Below are 18,170 nucleotides of genomic sequence, written 5' to 3' on the forward strand. Positions count from 1 at the left end.
TTTTTGGCGCCGTAGGTGCCCCCTGTTTATAGAAATTGTGTTGATAACGTTTTTCGGCTCCGTAGGTGCCGCCTGTTTGTAGCATTTGCATGACCCAATACCTCGGGCAATTTTCACGATTATTTTTACAATCGTAAATTGGCCAACCGGATTCTTTTACAAACAGGTAGCCCCGATGGGGCAATGGCATTGCGGTTATTTTTTGATTATTTATTTCGATCATCATTTCTACAAACAGGTAGCCCCGATGGGGCAGTATTCATTTTGAATTACTAATTGATAATGATAAAATCGCCGACTTCGAAACTTTTCCTGATTTTTGCTCTATTCATCTGTTTTCCGGGTTTTTCGCAAAAGAACCGCAAGCCTAACATCATTTACATCTACGCCGATGACCTCGGCTACGGCGAGCTGGGCAGTTACGGACAAAAGAAAATCAGAACTCCCAACCTGGACAAACTGGCCAAAGAAGGAATTCGGTTTACCAAACATTACACCAGTACACCCGTATGCGCACCGGCTCGCTGTATGTTGCTGACGGGCAGGCATGGCGGACATTCATACATTCGCGGGAATTACGAAATGGGAGGTTTCGCGGATAATAAAGAAGGTGGCCAGATGCCGCTACCGGAAGGAACGCTTACCATTGCCAAAGTGCTGAAAGGTGCGGGGTATGCTACCGGCGCCGTAGGTAAATGGGGGCTGGGAATGGCCAATACGACCGGCGATCCTAACAAGCAGGGATTCGATTATTTCTATGGTTACCTGGATCAAAAGCAGGCCCACAACTACTACCCGACACATTTATGGGAAAATGGAAAATGGGATACGCTCAATAACCCGGTCATCGACGTGCATAGAAAGCTCGCGCCGGGCGCGTCGGATGAGGAGTTCGCCTATTTCAAAGGGAAGGATTATGCCATTGATAAAATGGCTGCCAAAGCAGAGAAATTTATTAATAATCACAAAGAGAAACCATTCTTCCTGTACCTGCCTTTCACGATCCCGCATGCTTCATTGCAGACATTGGACGAGGAAATTAAGCAGTATGTAGGACAGTTTGATGAAAAACCATATCTCGGTGAGCGAAATTATGCGTCCACCAAATATCCATTGTCAACCTACGCGGCGATGATCACTTACCTGGATAAGCAGGTAGGCAAGGTGATGGAGCAGGTGAAACGTTTGGGGTTGGACGACAACACGATCATTATGTTTTCGAGCGACAATGGTACGACGTTTAATGGTGGTACGGACGCGAAATTTTTTAACAGTGTTGGCGGTTTAAGAGGATTGAAAATGGATGTTTATGAAGGCGGAATCCGCGAACCATTCATTGCCAGATGGCCAGGTAAAATCCCTGCCGGTACCACTTCTGACTTTGTTTCAGCACAGTTCGACATGTTTGCGACATTATCAGAAATCGCTGGCGTAAAAGCACCGCCTTCCGACGGGATCTCGCTGGTACCTGTTATGACGGGTAAAGGAAAGTTGCAGCCCCGAGAATATCTGTATTTTGAATTCTCCGAAAAGAGCGGCCAGATCGCGATCCGGTTTGAGAAATTCAAGGCTGTTAAAAGTGATTTGAAAAAGAACCGCAATGCAGCCTGGGAGCTCTACGATATGGAAAACGATGAAAAAGAGTCGGTTGACATTGCTTCAAAACATCCTGAAATTATATCCAGACTGGATGCGATCGTGAAAAAGGAGCACCAGGCAGCCACGATCAAGGAGTGGGAATTCATTGATCCCAAGTTCTGATGAGTTACATTCTGAAAATTATTTCAAAATGTGCAATCTGAGCCTTGTTTGTTTGATTTTATTATCTTTATTTTGTCTATCAACTTAGTAGATTATTAAAGACTTTTAAAATACTAAGTTCAGTGAGTGTCTACTCCTGATACCCTAATGAACAGCCCTGTCCGACTTGCGGGAATTTTCGGTGGTTGTCAATTCAGGCTGGTCGTCTGGGCTGTCGTAGGGTATCAGGAACAAAGATACTTATCAAATCTACTTTTTCTTCTCTGCCGGTCAACGGAATGTATGTTTGCCGCGTCTCTAATACAAAAATCTGCATTTAGCGCTCGGAAATTAGCTTTTTACAAGTAATCTTGCGGTTTCAATGCCTTTTTCAAATGTATCAATTGAATCAATACAAATGAAGATATTTATTTCGCTGTTACCCTGCCTGTTACCTTTTCTTGGAGGAAGTACTGTGTCAGCGCAGGCTCCGAAAGCCCCCCGCCCGAACATCATTTTTATTCTTGCCGACGACCTTGGATACGGTGATGTGGGTTTTAACGGGCAAAAGCTGGTGAAAACGCCTAACATTGACCGCCTGGCCAGGGAGGGAATGATCTTTAATCAATTTTATGCGGGTACCTCTGTTTGTGCTCCGTCACGCTCCTCCTTGTTGAGTGGCCAGCATACGGGACATACCTATATCAGAGGAAATAAGAGCGTGGAGCCTGAGGGACAGCAGCCGATCGCGGATTCGGTGATTACGGTAGCCGAAGTTTTGAAAGAAGCAGGTTACGTTACCGCTGCTTTTGGTAAGTGGGGCCTGGGGCCGGTAGGCTCGGAAGGGGAGCCGGGTAAGCAGGGTTTTGATCAGTTTTATGGGTACAATTGCCAGAGTCTCGCACACCGTTACTATCCGAACCACCTTTGGGATAACCAGAAAAAAATAGTTCTTGAGGCTAACAAAAACCTCATGTATAGCAAAGAGTACGCACCCGACCTGATCCAGAAGCAAGCATTGAGTTTTATAGACAGTCGCGACGGAAAGCAGCCATTTTTCCTATTCTTACCGTACATTCTTCCACATGCAGAGCTAATTGTTCCCGATGACAGTCTGTTTCAATACTATAAAGGAAAGTTCGAAGAAAAACCTTACCGCGGCGCTGACTATGGCCCAAAAGCCACCGATGGTGGGTATACTTCACAGGAATTTCCCCGTGCGACATTCGCAGCCATGGTTGCCCGTCTGGATTTGTATGTGGGACAGGTATTGGAAAAATTGAAGGAGAAAGGGCTTGATAAAAACTCGCTGGTGATTTTTACGAGCGATAATGGGCCGCACATCGAAGGAGGAGCAGATCCCAAATTTTTTAATAGTAGCGGCGGCCTGAGAGGAGTGAAGCGGGATTTGTATGAAGGAGGAGTAAGGGAGCCATTTGCGGCGCGCTGGCCTGGTGTGATCAAGCCTGGCAGTAGAAGTGATTTCATTGGGGCATTCTGGGATGTACTACCCACGTTTGCAGAGCTCGCCAATGCTGCGGCGCCCCGCAATATTGATGGTATCTCATTCACAGATGCATTGAAAGGAAAAGCAACGCAGAAAAAGCATGACTACCTGTATTGGGAATTCCATGAGCAAGGTGGCAGGCAGGCGGTGCGGCAGGGAAACTGGAAGGCTGTCCGGCTAAAAGCTGCGGGTAATCCCGACGCGCTCGTTGAACTATACGATCTTTCCAAAGACCCGGGAGAAACCACCAACGTAACGCCTCAATTTCCTGAAAAGGCCAAAGAACTCGGGCAAATCATGAATAAAGCCCACGTATCCTCCGCCATTTTCCCCTTCGGAAGCCTGGCTACGAATTGAATGAAACGAAACTTGCCAAGTCTTGTAGACTTGGTAAGTTTTATTTTTTCAAATCAACCCCAATCCCGCAGCCAGCTTAATCAACGAAGCAGTATTAGAGACTTCGAACTTCATTAACAGGTTCTGCCGATGGCTATTGACCGTGGTGACGCTGATAAAAAGCTGGTCGGCGATCTGCGGATTAGTCAGTCCCTCGGCGATTAAGAGCAACACTTCCTTTTCACGACGGGTCAAAAACGGGACGGTCTTTGGCGCAGGAGTCGATGCATTCTGGTCAAAATTGACATTCATGAAATATCCGCCAGCCTGAACCTGCTGAATGGCTTCCAGAATTTCCTCTTTGCTCGAACTTTTGATCAGATAGCCCGATGCGCCATTCTGAATCATTCGCGAAACATAGGCACGCTCGCTGAATGTGCTTAACGCTAGCGTTTTCACATCCGGAAATTGCTCTTTTACTTTCTTGCAAAGCTCAATTCCGCTAATGTCAGGCAGGTTAATGTCCAGGAATGCAATGTCCACTTCGTTGTTTTTTAAAAACGCGATCGCGTCTATCGCATTGGAAGCAGTACCGACCACCGCTAGCCCTTCGCTGTCGGCGAGCAGTGATTTTAATCCTTCCAAAACCATCGGATGGTCATCTACGATCAGGATTTTAACGCTCATATGAAGTTTTTTAAAGATTAAGTCATTTATTGAATTTGACAAAAAGCAAGATCATTAAACCACGATCTCAACCAAAATGGATGTTCCTTCGTCAGGTTTAGACTGAATGTCCAGTTTCCCGTTCAGGTAATCCACGCGCGCCTGCACATTCCGCATTCCCGCACCTTTGTTCTGATCGAGCGTGCTGACGTCGAAACCTTTGCCATTGTCTTCCACGGTAAGGCTGACATTGTTTTCGACCCAGGTAAGTTGCACATGCGCCTCGGTTGCGTCGGCGTATTTAAGCACATTATTGAGCAATTCCTGAACGACGCGGTACAATACGATCTCAACAGAAGAGTCGAGGCGTTTGTCAAAACCGAAGTCCTGCATCACCACTTTTAGCTGACCCGAAGCACTGATACCTTCGCAAAAGTCATTGAGAGCATCAATAAGCCCAAAGCGTACCAGCGTCTCGGGCATCATGCTATGTGCCACCCGGCGCATCTCGCTGATCGCGCCGTCCAATTGTGTGAGAGCCCGGGTAAAGGTCATAGCGCTTTCCTCGGGCAGAATTACATTTCCTTTCACGGAATTTAAAGTTAATTTAATACCTGATAATAATCCTCCCAACCCGTCGTGCAGGTCACGGGCCACGCGGGTGCGTTCTTCTTCCTGGCCTTTCAAAATAGAGTTGGTGGCAACCAATTGTCTTTCCTGCTGCAGCTGCTGAACTTCCTTTTCAGCGATCCGTTTCCGGATGGTGATGTTCCTGTGAGCCAATACCGAGATAAGCGCCAAAGCAACAAGGCCGGCTATCAATCCATAAATGAGTGTGTTTCGTGTTTGTTTTTCATTTTCGAGCGTAACGATCTGCTTCTCCTTTTGTGCTGTAAGATATTTTGCGTCAAGCTCTTGCAATTGTTTCTGCACATCCACGCCCTGGATCGAATCATTCATGATCGTATATTTCATGAGGTAATCATAGGCAGCCTTGTAGTCGTGCTGGCGGGCCAGGTCGGTCGCATAGTCTTCATACAGTTCTACCAAATGATCTGTCATCTCATTTTCTTCCGCTATTTTCATCGCTTGTTTGGTGTATTTGGCTGACAGCTCCGGTTGGTTATTGTCTTCCGCTAAAAACATCAGCGTTTTCAGACATTCCATTTCCAGGAACACATTTCCTGTTTTTCTAGCCAGTTCCAAACCTTTTTCACCATACTCTTCTGCTTTGTCAAGGTTTTTGAGTTTCCGGTGTGTACGGGATAATCCTGCATAACCTTGTATCACGAAAATGTCCGACTTGATTTTCTGGGCAATGGTCAATCCTTCACTGAAATGTGCCAGTCCTTTCGGATAATTTTTAAGATTGAAATAAGACCCGCCAATGTTGGTCAATATATCGGCCAGTTGCAGGCTGTCTTTCATCGGCCGGGCCAGTACCAATGCTTTTTCTTTGTACACCAATGCCTTATTGAACAAATTGGCGTGCTCAAAAGCCGTTCCGATGCTGATATATAGCCGTGGAAGGAATTCTTTCATCCCAAGTTTTTCAAACTGGTCCGCAGAAAGCTGGTAGTGCTTGATCGCTTCCAGGAAATTGCCCAGATACACGTAGCTGGTGGCAATGTTGGCCTGGCTCTTGCCCACATTGACAGGATGTTTCATTTCCTGAGCGATGATCAGGCTTTCCTTATTGAGTTTCAGTCCCTGCTCAAACTTTCCCTGTAAATTGAGGATATAAGTATAGTTGGAACGGAACTTGAATCGCCCGTTGAGGTAACCCAGCTTGTTGCTGAGCGCATCGGCTTTCAGGTAGTATTTGGCGGCGCTGTCGAGATTCTGGTTCTCCAGGTACTGGCCATACTCAATGTAGGCAAGTGCGCGGTTGGTATCTTCCTTGCTGGTCCGCATGCGCTTCAAAATAGCATTCACATCACCATTCTGGGCAGAAGCACTCGCATACAACAGGACAAGCAATATTGTTTTAAAAAATAATTTCATTGTATCCGTAGGAGGAGTTTGGACTGGAAAATTACGGTTGTAAAATTCTGAAATAAAACCTTTTAATAATATCCTCTAAAAGCATGATTTTTCAAAAATCCTACTTTTAGAGGATTGATTGCCGCTTCCGGATGGGCTTACCTTTGTCGGGTCAAAATGACAAAATCATCTCATCCATTTATTCATTCAAATTTCAAAACAGCCATGAAAAAAGTTCTTTTATTCTTATTCGTTACCACATTGTTTTTCTCCTGCAAAGATGACAAAGACAAGGATCCCGCACCGGAGCTGAGCGCACAGGTAGCAGGAAATTACAAAGTGACCAAGCTTACCGTGAATGGGGAGGAGCAGCCCTTGGAGCTGGCAAAAGCTATCATTACAATACAATTGGAAAAATTTTCAGCAGAGGTAGTAACCGGAAAAATGAAGGCGAAGATCGACGGTGTTTCTGAACCCGACGAAGATCTGGGCACATTGAACCTGAAAAATGCAGGAAGCACCGGAATCGACATTTACGAAGGCACCGATAAGGTAGGGAACTTAAAGGGCAGCAAACTGACCGTTTTCATCGTGCTCGAAGGAGACGAAATTGAAATGATCGCTGACAAACAATAGTACCTCGCTTACCAATCATCGCCATGAAAAATTTAAGACATCCCCTATTTCTCTATTGCCTTTGTCTATGCTTCCTTAATTTCACATTTTCAGATGATTACTCCGAATTCGAGATTACTGAAAAGAACGTGCAGGAAAGATTATGGAGTTCTTTGCAAAATACCAATGTGAGCGCACCTTATTTCAGCAGCTCAGTTAAATCGGCCTGCCGCTCCATTGCGCCGGAAAATCAGGCCGCAGCGGTCAAAAAAGCGGGTACTTTGGTCAAACTGTATTTCGGCTCAGAAGATTTTCAGAAACGTTACAGCGAGTGGCTGGCCAAAAGTTACCAGCAAACCGATACCAAGCTGAGCGAAAAAAGACAAGCTGAGATCAGGGCTTACCGGATCAAAGACGCACAGGGACTGACAGTGCAGAACATTGAACCAATGGTGGACATGCAGATCCAGTCTGGTGAAACTTACGTTGGGATGGAAAGCATGCTATCGAGCCTGCCCGCCGACCAGCGCGCTGAGTTCAAGAAAACAATTGAAGACGGGAAGCGTAATGCAGCTTTCTTCAAAAAGGTTAAGCCCTTATTGAAATCTGATTTTACTGAGTTCAAAAAACAGTATGCGGAACATCTTGCCCAAGAGGAGATAGACCAGAAAGAGCGGGAACTTGCCAAGAACAATAAGAACAATGCGGCGGAATACGAGAAGTGGAAAGATCCGAAAAATGTGCTTTCAGTACGTTTGACTGAGTTTTTGAACAAAAGCAAAGGGGTAGACTTCGCAGCGCAGACCAAGCAGGTAGCCGATCGTAAAAAGTTTGTCAATGCAGTCTATGAAGGCAAAAACGACGTATGGAAGCTATGCTACCGAATGGGCGCGGCGCCCACCAATGCAGCCCGTGCTTTTGCCCAGCAATGGCTCACCGAATTGAAGTAAATAGGTTTATATACTTTTGACAGACAAGGGGCCGTTGGCTCCTGTCTGTTTTCATGTCCGGGGGGAAGTATTTTCCCGCCGGATTTTTTTATAAACAAAATTTAAAAAACTGTTGCTTTTTTAAAACCATTCAATTTACTTTGTCTATCAAATAAGTATACTAATAACAAAGCTTCTGAACCACCCTGAGCTGAGTATTAATCCAAAGCATTTAATATGAAAGCGGTTAATTTACTTCATGCAAAACTGTCGCTTCGGCAGGAACGGGTGGTTGTTTCCTCCTTGCTTTGTGCAAATTCCCCACTTTCAATGCAGGCTGGTTGTTGTTAACCCTGCGATATTAATCCAAGATCTTAATTCGGAAATATCCCTTCAGGCAGTTTTGACTGATCATCTGAAATTTTCGGTGGTTGGCGATTTCAGTTGCCAGTCATACTGTCCCGGGATATTTCTGAATATTCATAGTCCGTTTACGGATCACCGTGCCACCGGGCCACCGGTATCATCCTAATTTACTTGATCATGACCATTTCAGACGTCATACTACTCGCTAAGAAGATAGCAGTAGGTATTTTTCTGACAGCAGCTCCATTCGCATTGATTGCGGGAGGTATCTGGCTTGCATTGAAATTCCTTCATTAATCGTCCCTGTTCACCTTAAAATTATTTCTGTTTATGAAAGTGGAAAGTGCAATAGCCAAAAGCATAACCCGGGACGCGCTGATCAGCATCCTGCTGTATGTGGCGCCCATCGCGTTGATGTTCGCAGCCTTTTATTTTACGGGCTACAAACCCTGGCAGGGAAGCAATGAGTTGCCATTCAAAGCGCCCGGTTTTCTCGAAGCGGTGTTTAAAAACCTAAGCAGCTGGGGACTTGCGGCGATTGTGCTGGGAGTAGGCGTGATCGAGTTTGCCGTGGGCCTTTACGAAAACAAATGGACCAAAAACGAGCGTACGCTGGACATTGTTTGTTTTGTGGTTCCGAAATTAGTGGTTAAGCCATTTGTGGCATACTTTGGTCTACAACTGATGCCATACCTTTTACCGACAGCCAAAAATATCTTTGAATGGGTGCCATTCTGGTGGGCATTTCTGATCATCGCGGTAGCCGACGATCTTACGCAATACTGGTATCACCGCATCCATCATCAGCTTCCATGGCTTTGGCGTTTTCATCGCACGCACCATTCTGCGCCGTACATGGGTATGGCAATGGCAGGCCGGCAGAACATTATCTACACAATTTTCTTTTCACAAACTTACCTGACGGTTGCTCTCACTTATCTGGGGTTGGGTTATGCAGCATTGTTTGTCAAAGTGATTAAATCGCTCATCACGACCGGTGCACATTCGAGCATTCCCTGGGACAAGCCTTTGTACGAAATCAAATGGCTTAACCCGATCGGATGGGTACTGGAAAGATTGATCTCCACTCCTGCTACACATTATGCACACCACGCGGATACAGTCGACGACGGAATCGGCAATTACAAAGGCAATTTCGGAAACATGTTTTTTGTGTGGGACCTGATTTTCGGTACAGGTATCATTACGCGGAAATATCCTACTTCATTCGGTATCAAACATTATCATGAGGAAGAATGGTATGCGCAGTTTCTGTGGCCTATTTTTAAATCAAAAAAGGAAGGTAGCGAGCTGGCAGCCAATGGGCCGATGGTCGGGGACGCGGTGCCTGAGACTGAAACTATCGTTTTGAAACAGGAACCAGCTAGTGTTGCTGTTGCTTAAATTCAATCGAAGCAAAGACTTTATTTAGTGACAATTCCTGAAACCTGTTTGGGATACGATTCGAGCGGTACTGTGGGTATGTAGCCTATGGTACCGTTTTCTAGTTTAATACGAAATCCCTTCGCCATCTCACCTACCACACGCGCGACTGTACCAGCAGGAAGTGCAGTAATCCATTCAGATTCCTGCAACTGAGCTGACGAAAACAGATTCGCCTTCTTTTTAATGCGTACAGTCGTCCCGAGCCAGCGCGACTTTTCCGGCAATCCAGGAATTTTCTCTTTTTTGTCATTAATAAAGGGCAATGGATTCACGGCACCGGAACCTCGCGAATAAATTCCAAAATGCAAGTGCGGCGCAGTGGTAATGGCGTTTCCGGTGTTGCCTACCAATCCCAGCGTATCCCCTTTTAAAACACGGGCGCCGACAGAAACCAACTGACTGTCGAGGTGTGCATAATATAATGAGTAGGGGCTTCCCATTGACGATAGAAAAACAATTTTCCCGCCCAGATTATTAGTGCACGTTTGAGTTACAAAACCATTTTCAGCAGCAACAACAGGCGTTCCACGCTTCGCCCGAATGTCGACTCCCTCATGCGCACGTATGCCCCCGTCCCGGTCAGCTCCCCAAAAACTTATTACATCCGACATATTATGGTTGGCCACCGGAAATGCCAGAGAAGGTAATGTGGTAAGCGACAGCGATACCGTAAGTTCCTGATTCAGTCCGGTTTGCAGTAAAAGCAGTAGGGTGTCCTGTTCTTCATTATTGTAAGTAATTGAAAAAGTGTTGTCTGTGAGGTAGTCGAGTCGTTGCGGCTTGCCGTTGGTTTTGATCCGATAGAGCTCCACAAAAAGCTTCGATGTGGAATCCAAAGCATCACGCAGCGGAGTAATGACCAATTTTCGCCCCTCCGGAATTTTCATTCTGATCGCCTGCGCAGGTATGGAATCGCCCAGATAAAATCGCTCCTGGTAAGGTGCTATCGAAAAAACGGAATCATTTAAAACAGTTTCACCAGCCCGGAACCAGGTTTGGCCAGCCTGTGTCTTTTCAAGTTTGGCCTGGTAAAGTTCCTTCTCATAATGTTCCAATGGCGTCACCGGAAACCAATGCGAAACCGGTACCGGCTTGCAGGAAGAAAGCATATATCCCGCCAGCAAAACAACAATAACCAAACGCGCAAAAGACTTCATCGAACTGAGGTAGTAGTGTCAACCTCAGGATAATAAATTCATGCCATTGGAAAATTGCATTGCTCCGCTAAAAACCTTTTACATAAATTATCGGCACACTTTATACACACTTCATTACAAGCCGATGACAAATTTTGATTCCCTTGTTAGTTCCATTCATGACACACATCTCACGTTACAGCAAAGCGCTGTAAAAGCGATTAACAAGCATTTAACAATCCGCAACTGGCTTATTGGATTCTACATTGTAGAATTTGAGCAGAATGGAGAGGACCGAGCCAGGTATGGCGAAAAGCTTTTACAGACTCTGGCGGATTCACTTAATCTTGAATCATTATCCTACCGGAACCTGCGACTTTCAGGCAGTTTTATCTGCTATATCCAGGAATTGGGCAGGTAGTCAGGAACGAACTTAACAAACTGGGATTAATGACCGATTCAATTTGGCAATTGCCGATTGCCAAATTGTTAAATGCTGAAAATGAGTCGATTGGAATTTGGCAATCGCCGAATGCCAAATTGGGGCCTATAACAGAAAATGATTCTGAGAAGTTAATTTCCAGACTATCATTCACCCATTTAGTGCAGTTACTTCCGATAGGTTACCAGGCTAAAAGAGAATTTTATGAAACGGAATGTATGAAAGGGAATTGGAGTGTTAGCGAACTGAAACGCCAGATTAATACACTTTACTTCGAGCGCTCGGGAATAAGCATTAACTCGAATGAACTAACGCGGCATGTCAATAGGAACTCCGAGAAATTGCAAATTTCGGACATCATAAAATCTCCCTTTACCTTCGAATTCCTTGGCTTAAAATCAAAGCAGGTTGTTTATGAAAATGATCTTGAACAGGCGTTAGTTGACAATCTTGAAGAATTTCTCATTGAACTGGGTCATGGCTTTTGTTTTGAAGCAAAACAGAAACGTATCACAATCGGAGGAGAATATTTTTTCATAGACTTGGTTTTTTATCACCGAATTCTCAAATGTCATGTATTGATTGAGCTAAAAACCAATGAAGTAAAGCATGAGCACATTGGGCAGCTTAAAACGTATATTAATTACTACAAAAAAGAAGTAATGCTGGAAGGAGATAGTCCCCCCGTAGGATTGCTGCTGGTTACAGATCAAAATAAAGCTTTGGTTGAGTATGCCGTGGCGGACAGCGATATGGGACTTTTCGTAAGCAAATACCTGGTGGAACTACCTAGTAAGGAGCAGTTGGAATTGTTTATCAAAAAGGAGTTATCCCAGATTTAGGTATTTATTTCACTCTGTTATACACCGTCTCCGTAGCCTTATCTTCCTGCCCGTCAGGCGAGATATTGTAGGCTGTGATGGTGATATGGTCGCTGTCGATAAGCTCGACGGTGGTGCGCCAGCCCCAGGGCTCGGGCATGTCAGGGCCGCCGTAGCTCCCCAGAACTGAAAAACCTTTTTCGATGACAGATCCGCCGGAAAGCATAATGCCTGTCCCCATGTGGAAGTTATCGATCCAGGCAGCTTGAAAGATACTACTCGCGATGTCAAAACCGTAAATGGACATTCCTTCGAAAGTATCACCGCTCAATGTGCCGCTATATTCATGGAGCAGAAACCGCCCACCGAGAATGGGCCGGATCGTACCGGACATGGGCGACTGGTCAGCGATCAAGCCGGGCTCGAACCAGGTGGTAGTGCTTCCTTCCCAATTTCCAATAAAGGATTGAAGCTTCTGATGAACGCCCGATTCCAGGGATATGTCGAATTTAGTCTTGCCCATAGTACTATTTTTTATGCAGTGAATGGTCGGAAAGTCTTTTTTGTCTTAGACAAAAATAAGCACAACGAATCAGAAGAAGAATGGCTTAAAAAGACATAAAAAAGGGGTATTTGAGACAAAAAATATTAACTTGGTGAAAAAATATAGTACTTAGGAGGTAAACGACTGAAATAAACTTGTAAAAAACATGATCAATCTAGGTCTTTTGATAACACACAAACACCGTTTGCTAAGTGTTGCTGCTTTGTTAGATGTTTTTGAATCGGTAAATGGATTTTACGAAAGGGCTGGGGAACCTGCATTCTTCAAGATCAACTTACTTTCACCGGAAATGCAACCGGGGCAGTTTTATGGTTCTTATGAAATGCAATCCATTCATTCGGCTGAACAGCAGGATCTGATTCTGGTACCTGCATTTGGGGCGGGAGATCTGAAAATTTCGATTTCTAAAAACCAGATGTTTATTCCCTGGCTTTGGGAGCAATATAAAAATGGGGCAGAACTGGCGAGTTTTTGCACAGGCGCATTTCTGTTAGCTGCCGCAGGACTGCTCAATGGCAAGGAGGCGACCACGCACATTGACTCTGCGCAAGCCCTGGCTTCCAATTTCCCCGAAATCATTATGAAGAGTGACGCCGTGGTGACGGAAGATAAAGGAATTTACACCAGTGGCGGAGCGACAAGCAGCTTTCATCTAATGCTATATCTGATTCAGCGACACTGCGGTAAGGAACAGACTTTGCGTACCGCCAAAATGTTCGCCATCGATATGGACAGAGAGCAACAAACGTATTTTGGTACATTCATGCCGTCGCAGAATCATGGCGACGGACTCGTGAACATGGCGCAGCAAAAGATAGAAAAAGAATATCAGGAAGGTAGTACCATTGAAATGCTGATCCAGGATATCCCGGCCAGCAGGCGTAATGTCGTACGGCGTTTCAAGCAGGCGATTGGCGTTACGCCCATCGAATATTTACAACGCACCCGCATTGAGGCAGCCAAAAAATTGCTCGCTCAGACAGATCAGAGCGTTCTGGAAGTCATGCTGAATTCGGGTTACAATGATCTCAAATCTTTCAGACAGCTGTTCAAAAAAAGTACCGGCGTCACCCCTAAGGAATACCGGTACAAGTTTAATATTGCCAGACTAGACGGTAGCAGGGTTGCTTAATTCAGTTTTGCTACCTTTCTGAATGCACGATCATTACCCTGCTTAATCTCAATAATATAGATGCTGGCAGGGAATTGGGTCATATTCAGTTTGTGCGAGAATTTATTGCCGCTTTTCTGAATGCGCGAATCCCGGTACAATCTTCCCGATTTCGCGTCAAAGACTTTGATCTCCACCTCCTCCGTATTTTGATTCGCCATATCAATGCTGATGTAGTCCGCCACTGGGTTTGGATATACATTCACTGCTACATGCAATGGCTCCTCGGCTTGCAACGCAGGGGCTGCGAGTTGCGTCGCTGCTGTCCTTGCATTAGGTGCATTGGATGCGAGAACGAATATGGGTGTTTCTGTAACAGTAACAGTCACTTTACCGTCAATAATGGGCAGTTCCGCCATATCCATATTATTACTTCCGGCTTTCGGCGTGTAAATTTTGGCGATGCCTGTTTCATTGAGATTGACTGTATATTCAGCTGTCCTGCCAATTTCATCGGGAACGGCCAGGATGAAAAGTGACTTTCCATTCAGCTCGTAACGATCCACAGTCGGGTCGGAATAGATCGTTTCTTTGTACACATATTCTCCGAACAGCTTATTGGTTTGAAAGAAGAAATCAGCCGTCGGTCTGCGGGTTTGATCATCATTCAATAGTCCTGATGAGCCAAACATGCCGGCCGCGGGGTTGTCATCATACATTTGGTAAAAAAACAACTTTTCAATCCCATGACGGGCCGAGAACAACGAAGTGCGAAGGATCCAGTCAGCCTGTGTTTGTGCCGGCGATTTATTACCGATGGCAATGGTTTTGATCGGACTGCTTTCGTGCACATCGTATCCAGCCTCGGTGATCCAGATAGGCAGGTCATTGGAAACCTCCCTTGCTACTTTTACAAAATCGTCCAGGATTTGGTTTGCGTTGGTTTTTTCAGGAGCTGCGCCGCGCGTAGAAGTACCGCTTTGGTCGGAAGAACCATTGTCGGTGTATAAGTGAAAATTGACGATATCCCAGCATAAGTTGACTGTCCCGTCCGGATTGTAGCCACGGAATTCCTTGCACCAGTCTACCATTCCTTTCACAAAATCGGGGCCTGTTACCAGACCTGCGATCACTACTTTCATGTTTGGATCCGCATTTTTCACGCCTACCCCAGGTCCCATTGTATTTTTATGACCATCGTAGAAGGCAGAAATGTTCGCTGCGTATTCCCTGGCAGTCTGGTAACCTTTGCGGCCTTTCCACCATTTGTCCCTTTCATTATCACATTCAATGTACTTGATCAGGTCCAGGCCGATCCTTACCGTATTTGGATAGTCACCGTACCACCTTGGTGTAGTGGAAACGCTGAGCAGCGAAGGGTCCACGTTGGTGTTGCTGCCATAACGCGCTGCATATTGGAAAGCAACTTTGGCCTGTTCAATGTAAGAAATGGGCTGAGTGAAGTCGTTGCCGTACCGTACCGGCACATTTTCCGAATCTCTCTGGTCGGCAGGATAGGTATTCAGCATCCAGTTCGGCAGCGTTTTAAGGCAGGCCAGTACTTCGATATTTTCCTGCTTGCACCTTTCGTAAATCAGGTCGTAATTCCAGCTTCCACTCAATGTAGGATTGTAGGAAAAAACCCCTTCGGTTGATTCCAGCTTTTCCCAATCCATATAGTGACGCAGGCCCGTGAAGGCTTTGGCAGCCGTTACCTTGCTTTCTACCAATGATTCGGCATGTACGCCATCCTGGAAGTTCCACTCAAAGCCATTTACGCCCAGCATATCTTTAATTTTGATATTCTTTGTGCGGGCTGTATGGCCAGTCTGGGTTGCAGGTGTGTAGTTTCCGTAAAATTCAATCTCGGTTGGAAGCGTATTAGGGATCGTTATAACCAGGTAACGAATGTTGGAAACCGCCGCGTCCAGGTTGAACTGCGTATTTCTGTCGGGGTAGGGGCCTACCCAACCATTGTAAATTTCGCCTGTGAATGTTGCTACCGGAATACGTTGCCATTGGTCATTGATCACCGATAATACCATTGGCTGATCCACAGTGGAACCCGTGTAGTCGAAAAATTTGACGCCTTTTAATGTAATTTGCTCGCCATCTTTCAATGGATAGTAGGCTTCATAATGATCAATCACCTTTCCCCAGCCAGTCAGCACGTTTTCCTGTGTATTGCCGTCAAAAAGACCGTCCAAGCCATTCGCTGCATTTGTCAGCTGGTACCAGCGCTTCGGGTCAATGGGGATTTTTGTTCCAAGATTAGAATTTTCAGTACCGCCGGAGATGGTAACGTCTCTCAATACATTGGCAGCAGGCAGGTAATTATTGTTTCCTGGTTGTGAAGCCGTAATCGTCGCTTGTCCGGCAGTGATAGGCGTAGCTTTCCATGCACCGCTGGCATTGGACACCGACACGATCGATGGGTTCGAAGAAACAAATGATATCGGTGTTTCGAGATTAGTACTGCTTGCTGCCAGGTTAAACGGGCCATCAGACAGGCTTTTTGGAGCTATTTCACTGAATGTAATGACCGACTGTCCCTGTACCGAACCAGCGGTAACGTCAAACCAGTTCAGGTTAAATGCCCCGCGATTGGCGAAAATGCGTATCACCTGGCTGCCAGCCGGTAGCACTGCAATCGTGCGAATGGTCGTGTAGGTTTGCCAGCCGCCGGTTTGGGGCACGTCTACCGAGCCAAGCACATTTCCCGCACTGTTTTTAATTTCAATATTTCCGTTTCCGTAGCTGTTGGCAACTCTAAAATTGAATGTATAGGTACCGGCAGCGGCAATGCTCACATTATAGTCCAGCCAGTCACTGTCATCAATGTATGTCACTGTGGAGCCATCGCCTGTGTCGGTTACCGGCTCAGTCCTTACATCGCTTGCCACATCAAAGGTTTCCGCTTCCATTTTTCCTTCCAATGGGCGGGATGCTTTTGCTTCAAACCAATTGAAATTCCAGCCACCTTTTTCAGCGAAGATTCTTAATGTCTGATTTCCGGCAGGAAGAGATGCGATGAGATTGATCGTTTTCCAGCCCTGCATACCTCCGGTTTGGGGAACTGTAAACCGTCCCAGTTCTGCACCTGCGCCTGATTTCATGACCAGTGTTGCTTCCTGGCTGTAACCGTTCGCTACTCTGTAATTGAATGTGTAATAGCCTTCCTGGGGTGCGTGAACTTTATAATCCATCCAGCTATCGTCCTGGATCCATCCCACATTCTCGCCGCCATCCGTATCGGTGGTTGCTTCTGTGGCAACACTGTTCATGGTGTCAAAAGATTCTGCTTGTATTCTTGCAGGAATGACTGTTCCGATAACCGGCTCGCCAGCAGAGGTAAATTCAAACCAGTTCAGGTTGAATGCGCCGTTTTTGGCAAAAAGCCGGACTACCTGACTTCCCGCAGGGAGGTTAAGTTCGGTGTTAACGGTCGTCCAGCTCTGCCAGCCGCCCGTTTGAGGTACATCCACCTGCCCGAGAATGGCGCCAGAGGCATTTTTGATTTCAATAATACCATTGCCATAGCTGTTCGCTACTCTGAAACTGGCCGTGTATGTTCCTGGTGAATTAGTCTTTAAATTATAGTCCATCCAGTCGTTATCATCAATGTAACTTACGTTGAGACCGCCGTCTGTATCGCCGGATGTTTCAGTGCGGACTTCGTGCATGGCATCGAAATTTTCAGCCTCCATTCTTCCAGCAAGGGTCTTGGATGCCAATGCCTCGAACCAGTTGAAGTTCCAGTTGCCTTTGTCGGCATAGATCCGCAAAGTCTGGTTTCCCTGGGGCAACAATGCAACGAAAGCAACCGTTTGCCAGCCCTGCATTCCGCCAGTTTGAGGCAAAATGGTTTGACCAAGTACAGTGCCATTCGATGATTTAAGGGATAGTGAAGCATCGGGCGTGTATCCATTGGCAATGCGAAACCTGAAAGTGTAGTAGCCCTGCGTAGCGACTTCTACATTGTAGTCCATCCAACTACCGTCCTGAATCCAGCCTACATTCTGGCCGGCGTCCACATCTGCATTGGGCTCAGTGCCCACTGCGTTCATTGCTGAGAAATCTTCGGCCTCTATCTTTCCTGGAAGTGACTTAAACGACTGGGCAAGTGCGGTGAAGGAGCAAAAAATCAACGAGATAAGGAAAATTTTTTTCATTCAAATCAGCATTTTATCTTTTGAGGGAGTACAAGGTTTTTTATAAAACCGCTATCTCAAATGTAGAAATTTTTCTAGCTGCTCTCAAATTTAATTTTTATTCTCTACGAAATAAATCCCAAACAAAGTCGTTTGGTTTATTTTTTTAATTAAATATGTTTTAAAGATAATGCCAAGAAAGTTTACTCTTTGAGTTCCAGGAGATAAAAAGCTTAAGGTTCAAGAATTAAGTAGTCCGCAGCCCGGGTTTTTGGGTTTACCGAAAACAATGCGCCGCTGGAAACGGAGCCGGGAAATTACATGGTGAAAATCCCCATGTACACGCCCCTACGCTC

13 protein-coding genes are annotated in these 18,170 nt (G+C 45.7%); 8 read left to right on the forward strand and 5 right to left on the reverse strand.

Annotation, left to right across the window (positions count from 1 at the left end; genetic code table 11):
- Positions 1 to 282: 282 nt before the first annotated feature.
- Together ABIO93_RS15155 and ABIO93_RS15160 are read left to right on the forward strand one after the other, a co-directional pair.
- Entirely contained in the window at positions 283 to 1,761 is a 1,479-nt protein-coding gene (locus ABIO93_RS15155) for an arylsulfatase (RefSeq protein WP_348069086.1), read from the forward strand.
- Between the two features lie 397 nt (positions 1,762 to 2,158).
- The gene (locus ABIO93_RS15160) at positions 2,159 to 3,604 is read left to right on the forward strand and encodes an arylsulfatase (protein ID WP_348069088.1); all 1,446 of its coding nucleotides are present in this window, start codon (positions 2,159 to 2,161) and stop codon (positions 3,602 to 3,604) included.
- Positions 3,605 to 3,652: 48 nt separating this feature from the next.
- Here ABIO93_RS15160 and ABIO93_RS15165 read toward each other — a convergent pair whose 3' ends face one another.
- Positions 3,653 to 4,270 carry a response regulator transcription factor gene (locus tag ABIO93_RS15165; RefSeq protein WP_348069090.1) on the reverse strand — a complete coding sequence of 206 codons (618 nt, stop codon included), beginning with the start codon at positions 4,268 to 4,270 and terminating at the stop codon, positions 3,653 to 3,655.
- 54 nt (positions 4,271 to 4,324) lie between these two features.
- Positions 4,325 to 6,253: a tetratricopeptide repeat protein gene (locus tag ABIO93_RS15170; protein WP_348069092.1), complete on the reverse strand. Its 1,929-nt coding sequence runs from the start codon at positions 6,251 to 6,253 to the stop codon at positions 4,325 to 4,327.
- A 204-nt stretch (positions 6,254 to 6,457) separates the two neighbouring features.
- Between ABIO93_RS15170 and ABIO93_RS15175 the strand changes: the two genes are divergently transcribed.
- The 3 genes from ABIO93_RS15175 (at position 6,458) to ABIO93_RS15185 (ending at position 9,546) form a co-directional block, all read left to right on the forward strand.
- On the forward strand, positions 6,458 to 6,868 hold the full coding sequence (locus ABIO93_RS15175; RefSeq protein ID WP_348069094.1) for a hypothetical protein: 411 nt from the start codon (positions 6,458 to 6,460) through the stop codon (positions 6,866 to 6,868).
- Positions 6,869 to 6,891: 23 nt separating this feature from the next.
- Positions 6,892 to 7,797: a hypothetical protein gene (locus ABIO93_RS15180; RefSeq protein WP_348069096.1), complete on the forward strand. Its 906-nt coding sequence runs from the start codon at positions 6,892 to 6,894 to the stop codon at positions 7,795 to 7,797.
- A 675-nt stretch (positions 7,798 to 8,472) separates the two neighbouring features.
- On the forward strand, positions 8,473 to 9,546 hold the full coding sequence (locus tag ABIO93_RS15185) for a sterol desaturase family protein (RefSeq protein ID WP_348069098.1): 1,074 nt from the start codon (positions 8,473 to 8,475) through the stop codon (positions 9,544 to 9,546).
- Positions 9,547 to 9,566: 20 nt separating this feature from the next.
- Here ABIO93_RS15185 and ABIO93_RS15190 read toward each other — a convergent pair whose 3' ends face one another.
- Entirely contained in the window at positions 9,567 to 10,745 is a 1,179-nt protein-coding gene (locus ABIO93_RS15190) for a M23 family metallopeptidase (RefSeq protein ID WP_348069100.1), read from the reverse strand.
- A 124-nt stretch (positions 10,746 to 10,869) separates the two neighbouring features.
- On the opposite strand from ABIO93_RS15190, the gene ABIO93_RS15195 reads away from it, so the two are divergent.
- Both ABIO93_RS15195 and ABIO93_RS15200 read left to right on the forward strand, forming a co-directional pair.
- The gene (locus ABIO93_RS15195; protein ID WP_348069102.1) at positions 10,870 to 11,145 is read left to right on the forward strand and encodes a DUF1016 N-terminal domain-containing protein; all 276 of its coding nucleotides are present in this window, start codon (positions 10,870 to 10,872) and stop codon (positions 11,143 to 11,145) included.
- A 29-nt stretch (positions 11,146 to 11,174) separates the two neighbouring features.
- Positions 11,175 to 12,008, forward strand: a complete 834-nt coding sequence (locus ABIO93_RS15200; RefSeq protein WP_348069104.1) for a PDDEXK nuclease domain-containing protein — start codon at positions 11,175 to 11,177, stop codon at positions 12,006 to 12,008.
- Positions 12,009 to 12,012: 4 nt separating this feature from the next.
- On the opposite strand, the gene ABIO93_RS15205 is transcribed toward ABIO93_RS15200, so the two are convergent.
- Positions 12,013 to 12,510 (reverse strand): DUF1579 domain-containing protein, encoded by a 498-nt coding sequence (locus ABIO93_RS15205; RefSeq protein ID WP_348069106.1) that lies wholly within the window; start codon positions 12,508 to 12,510, stop codon positions 12,013 to 12,015.
- Between the two features lie 187 nt (positions 12,511 to 12,697).
- Here ABIO93_RS15205 and ABIO93_RS15210 point away from each other — a divergent pair, with 187 nt between their 5' ends.
- Complete coding sequence (locus ABIO93_RS15210) at positions 12,698 to 13,684, forward strand: helix-turn-helix domain-containing protein (RefSeq protein WP_348069108.1); 987 nt, start codon at positions 12,698 to 12,700, stop codon at positions 13,682 to 13,684.
- Here the strand turns inward: ABIO93_RS15210 and ABIO93_RS15215 are convergent.
- Complete coding sequence (locus ABIO93_RS15215) at positions 13,681 to 17,835, reverse strand: carbohydrate-binding protein (protein ID WP_348069110.1); 4,155 nt, start codon at positions 17,833 to 17,835, stop codon at positions 13,681 to 13,683. The genes ABIO93_RS15210 and ABIO93_RS15215 overlap by 4 nt on opposite strands.
- Between the last annotated feature and the right edge of the window lie 335 nt (positions 17,836 to 18,170).

Source organism: Dyadobacter sp., from assembly GCF_039919315.1.
In the GTDB taxonomy this organism is placed as follows: domain Bacteria; phylum Bacteroidota; class Bacteroidia; order Cytophagales; family Spirosomataceae; genus Dyadobacter.